Source organism: Streptomyces sp. NPDC027663 (assembly GCF_055566415.1).
This window is the reverse complement of the sequence record NZ_JBVHSK010000001.1, coordinates 663,775-675,828: the sequence shown is the minus strand read 5'-3', so window position 1 is coordinate 675,828 and position 12,054 is coordinate 663,775. Positions and strand designations below refer to the sequence as shown.

Below are 12,054 nucleotides of genomic sequence, written 5' to 3'. Positions count from 1 at the left end.
GCAGTCTCCCAGGCGGCGCCTGCCGTCGGCCGCGCGGTGTTCCAGCGCCGCCCGAGGAGGCCGCGATGGCCGTCCGTATCGGCACCTTCAACACCGAGAACCTCTTCCGTCGTCCCTCCGTCTTCCGCCTCCCGGAACCGGCGACACGCAAGGGAGTCCTCAAGGACTTCAACGACTTGGTCACCCTCCTGGACAAGGAGACGTACACCCCCAGGGACAAGCAGCAGATCTCGGCGCTCGTCCTGAAGCACCGGGCATACAGCAGCGATCCCGAGAACCCGCCGCTGATCTACGTCAACCAGAACCGGCCCGGCAAGTCGAGCGGGCTCTTCCCCACGCCTCCGCCGGGGACGACGCCGACGGAGCTGCCGATCCTCGCCGAGGGCCGGAGGGCGTGGGCCGGCTGGGCCGAACTCGGGCAGGACGACCTGGACATGGCCGCCGTCCACAACACCGGACGGGTGGTCAGGGAAGTCAACGCCGACGTCCTGCTGGTGCCCGAGGTCGAGGACCGGCTGACCCTGGACCGCTTCAACCAGCAGGTCCTGAGCCTGGGCTGGCAGCCGTTCCCCTTCAATCTGCTGATCGACGGCAACGACCCGCGGGGCATCGACATCGGGATCCTCAGCCGCTTCGCGATCACCTCGGTCCGGACGCACATCTTCGACCCGCACCCGGCGGACCCGACGAAGCCACTGTTCAGCCGCGACTGCCCGGAGTACGAGATCCAGCTCGGCCGGGAGAGCCTGGTGGTCCTCGGCAACCACCTCAAGAGCAAGTCCGGCGACGACCCGGACCTGCGCCTGGCCCAGGCGGAGCGAGTCGCGGAGATCTACCGGACGGCACTGGAGCGCACCGAGAACGTCGTGGTCGCCGGCGACCTCAACGACTTCCCGGACAGCAAGCCGGTCGGCGTACTGCTGGACACCGGTCTTCGCGACGTGATGAGCCACCCCGCCTACCACGGTGACCCCGGCACCCACGGGGACTGCAAGGAGAAGCGGGACAAGCTCGACTACCTCATGCTGCCGCCCGCACTGTGGGACAAGGTGCGGAGGGTCGGCCTGGAGACACGGGGCATCTCCGCACACGCGAACCACTTCGCGAGCGTGCACGGAAAGACCGATGAGGCCTCGGACCACGCGGCGCTGTACGTGGACCTGGACATAGAGGCATGACAACCACGCCCACCCGACACCCGCCCGAGCCCCACCCACCAGCACACCCGCCCCGCCACCGGAGCCCCACACACCCGCCCCGAGGCCGGTCGAGCCCACCAGAACGCCCACCCACCAGCCGACCGAGTCGGGTGACGGGCAGGCGAGATGCAACCGGCCCAACCGACCGAGTCCGGTGACGGGCAGGCGAGATACGGCCGACCGAGCCCACCAGAACGCCCACCCACCAGCCGATCGAGTCGGGTGGTGGGTGGGCGGGGTTTTCGGGGGTCCAGGGGGCGGAGCCCCCTGGTACGGCTCCGGCAGCCGGCGTCAGCAGCCCAGCAGGCGCCCGGCCAGGTACCCCTCGATCTGGTCGAGAGACACCCGCTCCTGCTTCATCGAGTCCCGCTCGCGCACGGTCACCGCATTGTCCTCGAGCGTGTCGAAGTCGACGGTCACACAGTACGGCGTACCGATCTCGTCCTGCCGACGGTAGCGACGCCCGATCGCACCGGCGTCGTCGAACTCGATGTTCCAGTTCTGCCGCAGCGCCTGGGCGAGACCCTTGGCCTTCGGGGACAGCTCCGGGTTGCGGGACAGCGGGAGGACGGCCACCTTCACCGGGGCGAGGCGGTGGTCCAGCCGCAGCACGGTCCGCTTCTCCATCTTGCCCTTGGCGTTCGGCGCCTCGTCCTCGACGTAGGCGTCGAGCAGGAAGGCCAGCATGGTGCGGCCGACACCGGCCGCGGGCTCGATGACGTACGGGGTCCAGCGCTCGCCGGCCTCCTGGTCGAAGTAGGACAGGTCCTGGCCCGAAGCCTTCGAGTGCGCACCGAGGTCGTAGTCCGTCCGGTTCGCGACACCCTCCAGCTCGCCCCACTCGCTGCCGCCGAACCGGAAGCGGTACTCGATGTCGGCGGTGCGCTTGGAGTAGTGGGAGAGCTTCTCCTTCGGGTGCTCGTACCAGCGCATGTTCTCCTCACGGAGACCCAGGCCCCGGTACCAGTTCCAGCGCTGCTCCATCCAGTATTCCTGCCACTGCTCGTCCTCGCCCGGCTTGACGAAGAACTCCATCTCCATCTGCTCGAACTCGCGGGTGCGGAAGATGAAGTTGCCCGGCGTGATCTCGTTGCGGAACGACTTGCCCATCTGGGCGATGCCGAACGGCGGCTTGCGGCGCGAGGTGGTCTGGACCTGGGCGAAGTTGGTGAAGATGCCCTGGGCGGTCTCGGGACGCAGGTAGGCGACGGAGCCGGAGTCCTGGGTCGGGCCGAGGTGGGTGGAGAGGAGGCCGGAGAACTGCTTGGGCTCGGTGAACTGGCCCTTGTTGCCGCAGTTCGGGCAGTTGATGTCGGCCAGGCCGTTCGCCGGGGCGTGGCCCTTCTTCTCCTCGTACGCCTCTTCCAGATGGTCGGCGCGGAACCGCTTGTGACACGCGGTGCACTCGGTCAGCGGGTCCGTGAACGTGGCGACGTGGCCGGATGCGACCCAGACCTCGGAGGCCAGGATGACGGACGAGTCGATACCGACCACGTCCTCGCGCGACGTCACCATGTAGCGCCACCACTGACGCTTGATGTTCTCCTTGAGCTCGACACCCAGCGGTCCGTAGTCCCAGGCGGCACGCTGTCCGCCGTAGATCTCACTGCACGGGAAAACGAAGCCACGGCGCTTGCTCAGGCTGACGATGGTGTCGATCTTGTCGGCGGCCACGGTGCTCTCTTCATTACGACGACGGGCGTTGAAGCGAGATGCTTCCAGCGAATGATTCAGGTTACCGGCGCAGGCTCCCCCACAACCAAATCGGCCCCCGCTCAGACCACCTGATGAGCGTTGTTGACAACGGTTTCCATATTTGTTGAAAATGACTGTCATGAACGTACGACGACCCACCCGGCCCCGCGCGCGGCGCCTCATACCCGCCGCCGCGGTCGCCGCGGCCACCAGCCTCGGGATCGGCATGCTCTCCGCCTGCTCCGGCGACACGGCCGCCGCGGCCGGCACGAGCAAGTTCGACGTCGTCGCGTCGTTCTACCCGATGGCCTTCCTCGCCGAGCAGATCGGCGGGAAACACGTCCACGTCACCACCCTCACCTCCCCTGGCCAGGAGCCGCACGACCTGGAGATCAGCCCGCAGCAGATCGCCTCGATGGAGAAGTCCGAGGCGGTCCTGTACCTGAAGGGCCTGCAGCCCTCCGTCGACAACGCGGTGGCCCAGTCCCCGGTCAAGACCAAGATCGACGCGGCCTCGCTGACCACACTGGAGGACCACGGCACCGAGGTCGGCGGCCACGCGGCCGAGCACGACGGCCACGAGCACGGGGAGGAGGAGGGCGCGGACCCGCACATCTGGCTCGACCCGGTGAAGTACGGCCAGGTCGCCGCGGGCGTCGGCGAGGCCTTCGCGAAGGCCGACCCCGAGCACGCGGCCGACTACCGGAAGAACACCGCGGCGCTGGCCGGGAAGCTGGACGCGCTGAACTTCGCGTTCCAGCAGAGCCTCGCGCACACCCGGAACAAGGTCTTCATCACCACGCACGCCGCCTTCGGCTACCTCGCCGAGCGCTACGGCCTCACCGAGGAGGCGGTGAGCGGCCTCGACCCCGAGTCGGAGCCGAGCGCCGCCCGGGTCAGGGACCTGGAGAAGATGGCCGAGGCCGACGGCGTCAGCACCGTCTTCTACGAGACGCTCGTGAGCGACAAGACCGCGAAGACCATCGCGCACGACACGGGCCTGAAGACAGACGTCCTCGACCCGATCGAGGGCATCACCGACAGGTCCCGTGGCAGGGACTACTTCGCCGTCCAGGAGGCCAACCTCAAGGCACTCCAGCAGGCCCTGGGCGCCAAGTGACGGGAGACGAGATGACCCACGAGATCAGTGAGCCTGTCATATCCCTGCGCGGGGTGACCGCCGAACTCGGCGCCCGTCCCGTGCTGCGGGGCATCGATCTCACCGTCGGCCGCGGCGAGGTCGTCGCGCTGCTCGGCGCCAACGGCTCCGGCAAGTCCACGGCGATCCGCTCGATCATCGGCCAGGTGCCGGTGAGCGGGGGCACGATCGAGTTGTTCGGCACCCCGCGCCGGTCCTTCAGGGACTGGGCGCGCGTGGGCTACGTACCGCAGCGCACGACGGCCGCGGGCGGGGTCCCGGCGACGGTGACCGAGATCGTCTCCTCGGGCCGTCTGTCCCGCACCCGCTTCGGCGTCTTCCGCAAGGCGGACCGGGAGGCCGTGCACCGGGCCCTGCAGCTGGTCGGCATGGCCGACCGGGCCAAGGACTCGGTGGACGCGCTCTCCGGCGGCCAGCACCAGCGGGTGCTGATCGCCCGCGCGCTGGTCGCCGAGCCCGAGCTGCTGATCATGGACGAGCCGATGGCGGGCGTCGACCTGGGCAGCCAGGAGGTGCTCGCGCGGACCCTGCGGCAGCAGGTCGAGGCCGGTACGACGGTCCTGCTGGTGCTGCACGAACTGGGCCCGCTGGAGCCCCTGATCGACCGGGCGGTCGTCCTGCGCGACGGCTGCGTGCTGCACGACGGCCCACCCCCGCAGGCGGTCGGCCAGCACGCACTGCCCGGCCACGACCACGTACACCCGCACGCACCGGCGGGCGCCGAACCGATCCGCACGGGACTGCTGAGCTGATGGACATCCTCGACTACGAATTCATGCGGCGGGCGCTGCTCGCGGCCGTCCTGGTCGGCATCACCGCCCCCGCGGTCGGCATCTACCTGGTCCAGCGCCGCCAGGCCCTGCTGGGCGACGGCATCGGCCACGTGGCCATGACGGGCGTCGGCCTCGGCTTCCTGCTGTCCACGTCCCCGGTGTGGATGGCGACGGCCGTCTCCGTGCTCGGTGCGGTCCTGATGGAACTGATCCGCTGGTACGGCAGGACGCGCGGCGACATCGCGCTCGCCATGCTCTTCTACGGCGGCATGGCCGGCGGTGTGATGCTGATCAACCTCGCGCCGGGCGGCTCCAACGCCAACCTGACGTCGTACCTGTTCGGCTCGCTCTCGACGGTGTCCGAGTCCGACGTGACCGCGATCTGTGTCCTGGCCGCCTTCGTGCTGCTGGTCACGCTGGGCCTGCGCCGGCAGCTGTTCGCGGTCAGCCAGGACGAGGAGTTCGCGCGGGTCACGGGGCTGCCGGTGCGCGCCCTGAACCTGCTGACGGCGGTCACCGCGGCCGTGACGGTGACGGTCGCCATGCGGGTCGTGGGTCTGCTGCTGGTGTCCGCGCTGATGGTCGTGCCGGTGGCGGCGGCGCAGCAGCTCACCCGCAGTTTCGCCGTGACGTTCGTGATCGCGGTGGCGATCGGGGTGGCCGTGACCGTCAGCGGCACGATCACGTCCTACTACCAGGACGTCCCGCCCGGAGCCACGATCGTCCTGCTGACGATCGGCGCGTTCATCGCGCTGACGGCTCTGGCCGCTCCGCTGGCCCGGCGACGCGCCCGCGCGGCGGTCGCGGCACAGCCTGCCGGGGATCCGGCGGAGTGCTCGATTCCGGCCTCGCGCGGGGCCGGGGACGAGGTCGGCGTCTGACCGCTCACAGTCCGGGCTGGCACAATGGCCCGGGCAGTAGCGAGACGTGAGGAGGCAACCGGTGACGACCGCTGGACCGCCCGTGAAGGGCCGCGCGACCCGCCAGCGTGCAGCCGTGGCGGCGGCCCTGGACGAGGTCGAGGAGTTCCGCAGCGCGCAGGAACTGCACGACATGCTCAAGCACAAGGGCGACTCGGTCGGGCTCACCACGGTCTACCGCACGCTCCAGTCCCTCGCCGAGGCCGGTGAGGTCGACGTCCTGCGCACGTCCGACGGGGAGTCCGTCTACCGCCGCTGCTCCACCGGCGACCATCACCACCACCTGGTCTGCCGCGCCTGCGGCAAGGCGGTGGAGGTGGAGGGCCCGGCCGTCGAGACGTGGGCGGAGGCCATCGCCGCGGAGCACGGCTACGTCAACGTGGCCCACACGGTGGAGATCTTCGGCACGTGTTCCGACTGCGCGGAGAGCCCGGCCGGTTAGCGCCGTACGGCTGCGGGCCGGCTGCGGGTGCGCCGTGGCCCGTCGCGCAGTTCCCCGCGCCCCTTCACGGCGCCGGCCGCCGTCGCCCGGTGCGGGTCCGTCGTGGCCGGTCGCGCAGTTCCCCGCGCCCCTGGGGAACTGCAGCGCCGTCCGCTTCGAGGCACCGCCGCCGCTGCGGGCAGTCGTGCCGCTGGGGCGGCACGGGTGGGCGCAGCGGCACCCCGCCGGCGCGGGCAAGCCCCCGGCCCCACCCCTGCAGCCCCGATCCCCAGCTCCGGCTCCGCTCCAGGTCAGGCCCGGCCGAAGCAGCGCTCCAGTTCGTCCAGGTCGTAGAAGGCGCTGCCCTTGGTGAGGGGGCGGCAGCCTGCCTTGAAGGCCGTCTCCTTCTCGTTGTAGAGCATGCGGACCAGGTAGCGGTTGCCCTTCTTGAAGACGTCCCACTGGATGTTCGCGCCGAGGGGTGCCACCGAGGACCCTCGCCAGGTGTTGTCGGCGTAGGTGTACGGCTCACCCGGCGTCGCCGGCCGCGTGCTGCCCGGCAGGCCCATCAGCGCGGCCAGCGGGATGATCTCCTCGGCGTGGGTGAAGCGGAGTTCGGCGCCGAGGCCGCTGGTGCCGGCCCGCTTGGCCTCGACCTGCTGGAAGAGGTCGTCGAGCAGAACGCCCGCCATCTTGTAGGTGATGTCGCTGTCCGCGAAGCCGGGGCCCTTCTCGTAGAAGTCCTCGGCGTCGGACAGGTAGCCGAACCAGGCCGCGTCCTTGCGGGAGATGAAGCGTTCCATCCCCCAGCCCGCGCCCTCGGGGCTCTCCTCGGTCATCGCGGGGGCGATGGCGTACAGGTTGTAGACGGCCTGGGCGGCGCCGGCCTGGTCGGGGATCTGTGCGACGAAGGACTCCGTGAAGATCCGGCGCAGCACGCTGTGCGCGGCCCGCTGCGTCCGGGGCTGATCGGTGATGCCCTTCAGGGTGTCCTTGAGGCGCTGGTCGTTCTCGATGTAGTCGCGGTACGCGGCACCGCCCGCCGCCTTGTGGAAGTACAGCAGGTCCTTGTCGGTGCGGGTCGGCCCGATCAGCGGCTCCAGCTCGGGCTCGGCCTCGGCGAGGGCGCCCGCGAACACGTTGCCGCTGTCCACGGCCCGCCCCTGCCCGGAGCTGACGACGTCGATCTTCTGCCCGTCGTCGGCGATCTTCTCGAACAGCGACGGCAGCCGCCGCTCCATGCGTACGGCCGTGTCCGCCATCTCCTGCTTGCCGCGCCCGCTGAGGTTGCCGTAGCCGACCTTCGCCATGGCGGCCTGCAGGGCGCGGACCTTCGGCCCGAACTCCTCGCCACGCCGGGTGAGTTCGCCGTCCGCCACGGCCTTGTCCCACAGCGCGAGGATCAGGTCCCCGTCCTCGCTGTCGGTGGCCGAGCGCGACCCGTGCCGGGAGACGTTCTCGGTGAAGACGGGAACGAAGCCCGCCGGGACCTTCTGGTAGCCGTGCGGGTGCTGCTGGGGCGCGTACGGCGCCTTGGTGCCGTAGCTCTCGCGGTGCGCGGGGCCGTCGGCCGCGTGCGCGGGCAGCGCGGTGAGCAGCAGGGCGCCGAGGGCGAGGACAGGGGTCAGACGTCTCATGAGTCCCGCATACTCGGCGCCCCGCGTGAACCCGCGATGGCTACGAGGTGGACTTGCCCTTCATCGCGGCCTCCATCGCGAGCAGTTCCTCGTTCGGGACCGCCCCGCCGAACCGCCGGTCCCGGGAGGCGAACTCCATGCAGGCCCGCCACAGGTCACGGCGGTCGAAGTCGGGCCACAGCACGTCCTGGAAGACCATCTCGGCGTACGCGCTCTGCCAGAGCAGGTAGTTGGAGGTGCGCTGCTCCCCGCTGGGGCGCAGGAACAGGTCCACGTCCGGCATGTCCGGGTAGTACAGGTACTTCTGGATGGTCTTCTCGGAGACCTTGGACGGGTCGAGCCGGCCCGCCTTCACGTCCTCGGCGATGGCCTGTGCCGCGTCGGCGAGCTCGGCACGGCCGCCGTAGTTCATGCAGAAGTACAGGGTGAGCAGGTCGTTGCCCTTGGTCTGCTCCTGGGCGATCTGCAGCTCCTTGGCGACCGACTTCCACAGCTTGGGCATGCGGCCCACCCAGCGCACCCGGATGCCGAGTTCGTCGAGCTGGTCGCGGGTCTTGCGGATGAAGTCGCGGTTGAAGTTCATCAGGAAGCGGACCTCGTCGGGCGACCGCTTCCAGTTCTCGGTGGAGAAGGCGTACAGCGAGATGTTGCGCACACCCATCTCGATCGAGCCCTGGAGGACGTCCAGCACCCGCTCGGCACCGACCTTGTGGCCCTCGGTACGGGGCAGGCCGCGCTCCTTCGCCCACCGCCCGTTGCCGTCCATGACGATCGCGACGTGGTTCGGCACCAGCTCGCCCGGGAGCTTGGGTGCGCGGGCACCGGACGGATGCGGCTCCGGCGCCTTGTACTCGCGCCGCTGGCGCCCCAGGATCCCGCGTACGACCATGTCCTTCTCGTCTCCTCGACCGTGCCGTGCTTACTTCTCTACGTACCGCAGGGAGCGCAGCCCGCGCTCCAGATGCCAGTGCAGGTAGGCGGACACCAGCCCGCTGCCCTCGCGGACGTACCGCGCCTCGCACGCGTCCGCCGTCTCCCAGTCTCCCGTAAGCAGCGCGCCCAGCAGTACCAGGGTCTGCGGGGACGGTACGACGCTGCCGGGCACCCGGCAGTCGACGCAGACGGAGCCGCCGGAGGCGACCGAGAAGAACCGGTTCGGACCGGGCATCCCGCACTTCGCGCAGTCGCCGAAGCTGGGCGCGTACCCGTTCACGGCGAGGGAGCGCAGCAGGAAGGCGTCGAGGACGAGGTGGGGTGCGTGCTCCCCGCGGGCGAGCGTGCGCAGGGCCCCGACCAGCAGCAGGTACTGCTGGACGGCCGGCTCGCCCTCGTGGTCCGTGAACCGCTCGGCCGTCTCCAGCATGGCGGTCCCGGCGGTGTACCGCGCGTAGTCGGTGACGATCCCGCCACCGTACGGAGCGATGGTCTCGCTCTGTGTGCACAGCGGCAGTCCGCGCCCGACCAGCTCGCTCCCGCGCGCGAAGAACTGCACGTCGACGTGGGAGAAGGGCTCCAGCCGGGCCCCGAACTTCGACTTGGTGCGCCGCACCCCGCGCGCCACGGCCCGTACCCGCCCGTGACCGCGCGTGAGCAGGGTGATGATCCGGTCCGCCTCACCCAGCTTCTGGGTGCGCAGCACGATGCCGTCGTCGCGGAACAGACTCATGGCACCATTCTCGCCCATGCCGAAGGGGCGCTCGGGCCGCCTAACGGAACCACTCGGGGTGGCGCCTGCGCAGATCGGCCATCGCCGGCCGGAAGGCGCACAGTGCCGCCTGTACCGGCTCCGGGCGTCCCCCTGTGAACCTCAGGGTGCGGTGTCCGAAGGTGACCTGGGTGACGCCGACCCAGGTCTTGTCCAGGATCACGGCCTGATCATTGACGACACCGGTGTCGACCTCCTTGTACGAGGTGTCCACGACCATGCTGTCCAGCGCGGAGTAGGGGATCCTCAGCAGGTCGGAGGAGTACAGACACAGGTGGGTGTCCGTGAAGGCGATCGTCCCCGACTTGGCGAAGCGGGACGGGTGATGCCCGATCAGCGGCTCCGTTCCGAGGACACCGCATTTCTCCCTCACCCGGCTGCTGCCTTCGGCGCCGGGTACGACGGTGATGCCCTGACGCGCCAGCAGCAGGCGAAGGGCATCGGCCGGCTCCGTGGGCTCGGCGCGCTGCCGCTCGATGTGGGCGTCGACCTGCCGCGTGTCGTACCCCCAGAACCACCTGCCGGACACGGTGCGGAAATGGGGTGACTGGGCCTGCCATCCGCGGCGGGGATCCCTCACCTTCGCGAGGACGTCGTCCAGCTGCTCCTTGACCGCCCTGATCCGGTATCCGCCGCCCTGGACGGTGTCGAACGGGAAGCCCGCGGCGGGGGCGGCCACAGGGGACGCCGGGGCCGTTTCGGCGCGGACGACGGGCCGGGGCGGCACGGCGTCCCGCCCTGCCTCGTGGGCGCGGTTGCGGACCCAGGGTTCGTCCTCCGCGATGTTGAGCCCGTTCAGCTGGGGCGTGGCTCTGGCTCGCTGCTCCCGGACGCGCAGCCAGACGCGGGGGACGCTCAGCGTGGGGCCCGCCCCGGCGATGCCCTTCTCGAGGACCTCGATCAGCGCACCGGTGAACTCCGGGTAGCCACCGGGCAGGGTGAACGAGCGCTGGGTGCCCGACGCCGACGTCAGCACATAGCCGCCGAAGTCCTCGCCGTCGTCCGGGCCGCGGGCGTCCCCCGCCCTCGGCTCGACCAGCAGCCGGACCTGGTCCGGGCGTGCCAGGACGGCCGCGGAGCCGCCCATGGGGATGGCCAGGCCGCTGTAGCAGGAGTCGATGAGCGTGATGTGACGGCGTGCGTACCGCCCCTCCCGCCTGACCATGCGGCGCAGTTCGCGTTCCGGCAGCGCCCCGATCGTCACGTCGTACCTGTCGGCGTCGGCCAGCGCCAGGTACAGCTGCTCGCTTCTGGGTTCCCGCTGTCCGTGCCCCGCGAAGTAGACGAGAAGCGTGTCGGTCGCCGCGCGCCCGGCGCCGCGCACCGCCCTGAGGACGTCGTCGGCGGAGGCGTCACCGGGGAGAACGGTGACATTGCCATGGGGCAGGCCCCAGACCGTCGGGTCGCGCAGCAGCTCGGCCAGTCTGCTGACGCCTGCTTCCACACCCGGGAGGGGAGCCAGGTGACGGTAGTCGTGCACGCCGATGAGGACGGCGTGGCTTCGTGACGGGTCAGGAAGCGGCACGGCCGGGCGCCTCCCCGTCGTCCCCCGGCAGCAGGCCCAGCTCCCGTGCCGCGCGGGCGGCATCCTCCGCCGTCTCCCCGTGCACGGTGACGCGCGTGCCCCCGCGTTCCACCACCAGTCCCGCGGACTGCTGTTCCCGGCGGGGCAGCGAGGCGCGGAAGTCACCGAACAGGCCGATCAGGTCGGTGAGCAGCGAGGCGGAGGCGACGGCGAGGCTGATCCACGCCACCGGGTCCGGTGACATCCCGCCGTCGCCGGGCGAGACCCGCTCCTGCCGCTCGCGGACGGACCGGCCCAGCCTGCGGTCCTCGGTCATCCACTCGGCGAACGACTCCGTCCACCCCTCGGTGTCTGCCCGCTCGCCGGTCGAGCCGTCACCGGACGGCCGGATCCGCGCAACTCTGATTCGTAACTCCATGTGAGGACCCCCCTCTTGGCCGCGAACGTCCGCGACCGGCCCAGGGTAGGGCGCACTCGGCGCCCATGTCTTGAAATCTGGCACCATGGAGCGACTGCGGGCACAGAAGGGTCAGAGCGCCTCTCCGCGGCTGCGGGCGTTGGCGTGCGCGGTCGCCGCGCTCAGCCGCTCGGCGTCGGTGGCACTGCGCAGCGCGCCCGGCTCGGCGTCCCACTCCCGCCCTCCGCCGTACGGTCTCAGCTGCACGTACGGCCCCTCGTGCCCCATGACGATGCCGACCCTGCCGGTGTCGGTGTCCATCACATGGCTGCCGACGGCAGGCTTCACCGCGCCACCCCCGCGAGCACCACAGCGAGCCGGCGCGCGGTCGCCACGGAACAGCGCCCCAATTCCACGAGCGGGCAGGGCGCCTCCCTCGCGAGGCTCACCGGATCGAGCCCCAGCGACGGGAGAACGACTCCGGCTTTTCCGAGCGCCGACCGCAATTCCTTCAAGGTCTCCTCCGCCTCTTCGACACACAGCGCCGCGTGGGTGCTACGTCGCGCCTTCACCCTGCTCCCCTTCCTTTCCGAGTTTCACTCTTCGTGCACCAAGAGTGACGC

12 protein-coding genes are annotated in these 12,054 nt (G+C 70.4%); 5 read left to right on the top strand and 7 right to left on the bottom strand.

Going from position 1 to position 12,054, the window contains the following annotated elements; genetic code table 11:
- Positions 1-65 precede the first annotated feature (65 nt).
- The gene (locus ACZ4SF_RS02980) at positions 66-1,178 is read left to right on the top strand and encodes an endonuclease/exonuclease/phosphatase family protein (protein ID WP_468377380.1); all 1,113 of its coding nucleotides are present in this window, start codon (positions 66-68) and stop codon (positions 1,176-1,178) included.
- A 312-nt stretch (positions 1,179-1,490) separates the two neighbouring features.
- On the opposite strand, the gene ACZ4SF_RS02975 is transcribed toward ACZ4SF_RS02980, so the two are convergent.
- On the bottom strand, positions 1,491-2,873 hold the full coding sequence (locus tag ACZ4SF_RS02975) for a glycine--tRNA ligase (protein ID WP_468377378.1): 1,383 nt from the start codon (positions 2,871-2,873) through the stop codon (positions 1,491-1,493).
- A 160-nt stretch (positions 2,874-3,033) separates the two neighbouring features.
- Between ACZ4SF_RS02975 and ACZ4SF_RS02970 the strand changes: the two genes are divergently transcribed.
- From ACZ4SF_RS02970 to ACZ4SF_RS02955, 4 genes are all read left to right on the top strand, one after another.
- Positions 3,034-4,014, top strand: coding sequence for a metal ABC transporter substrate-binding protein (locus ACZ4SF_RS02970; protein WP_468377375.1), 981 nt, complete (start codon positions 3,034-3,036; stop codon positions 4,012-4,014).
- Positions 4,015-4,025: 11 nt separating this feature from the next.
- Positions 4,026-4,805, top strand: a complete 780-nt coding sequence (locus ACZ4SF_RS02965) for a metal ABC transporter ATP-binding protein (protein WP_468377372.1) — start codon at positions 4,026-4,028, stop codon at positions 4,803-4,805.
- Positions 4,805-5,707: a metal ABC transporter permease gene (locus tag ACZ4SF_RS02960; RefSeq protein WP_468377370.1), complete on the top strand. Its 903-nt coding sequence runs from the start codon at positions 4,805-4,807 to the stop codon at positions 5,705-5,707. Before ACZ4SF_RS02965 ends, ACZ4SF_RS02960 begins: the two co-directional genes overlap by 1 nt.
- A 61-nt stretch (positions 5,708-5,768) precedes the next feature.
- The gene (locus tag ACZ4SF_RS02955; RefSeq protein ID WP_468377367.1) at positions 5,769-6,188 is read left to right on the top strand and encodes a Fur family transcriptional regulator; all 420 of its coding nucleotides are present in this window, start codon (positions 5,769-5,771) and stop codon (positions 6,186-6,188) included.
- Positions 6,189-6,478: 290 nt separating this feature from the next.
- Here the strand turns inward: ACZ4SF_RS02955 and ACZ4SF_RS02950 are convergent, their stop codons facing one another.
- The 6 genes from ACZ4SF_RS02950 to ACZ4SF_RS02925 all read right to left on the bottom strand — a co-directional run bounded on the left by ACZ4SF_RS02950 (position 6,479) and on the right by ACZ4SF_RS02925 (position 11,779).
- Positions 6,479-7,804, bottom strand: a complete 1,326-nt coding sequence (locus ACZ4SF_RS02950) for a histidine-type phosphatase (RefSeq protein WP_468377364.1) — start codon at positions 7,802-7,804, stop codon at positions 6,479-6,481.
- A gap of 40 nt (positions 7,805-7,844) precedes the next feature.
- On the bottom strand, positions 7,845-8,693 hold the full coding sequence (locus ACZ4SF_RS02945; protein ID WP_468377361.1) for an isoprenyl transferase: 849 nt from the start codon (positions 8,691-8,693) through the stop codon (positions 7,845-7,847).
- Positions 8,694-8,723: 30 nt separating this feature from the next.
- The gene (gene recO, locus ACZ4SF_RS02940) at positions 8,724-9,470 is read right to left on the bottom strand and encodes a DNA repair protein RecO (protein ID WP_014672589.1); all 747 of its coding nucleotides are present in this window, start codon (positions 9,468-9,470) and stop codon (positions 8,724-8,726) included.
- 40 nt (positions 9,471-9,510) lie between these two features.
- Positions 9,511-11,097, bottom strand: a complete 1,587-nt coding sequence (locus ACZ4SF_RS02935) for a caspase family protein (protein WP_468377357.1) — start codon at positions 11,095-11,097, stop codon at positions 9,511-9,513.
- The gene (locus ACZ4SF_RS02930) at positions 11,021-11,452 is read right to left on the bottom strand and encodes an effector-associated constant component EACC1 (protein ID WP_468377355.1); all 432 of its coding nucleotides are present in this window, start codon (positions 11,450-11,452) and stop codon (positions 11,021-11,023) included. Before ACZ4SF_RS02930 ends, ACZ4SF_RS02935 begins: the two co-directional genes overlap by 77 nt.
- A 111-nt stretch (positions 11,453-11,563) precedes the next feature.
- Positions 11,564-11,779: a hypothetical protein gene (locus ACZ4SF_RS02925; RefSeq protein ID WP_468377352.1), complete on the bottom strand. Its 216-nt coding sequence runs from the start codon at positions 11,777-11,779 to the stop codon at positions 11,564-11,566.
- Between the last annotated feature and the right edge of the window lie 275 nt (positions 11,780-12,054).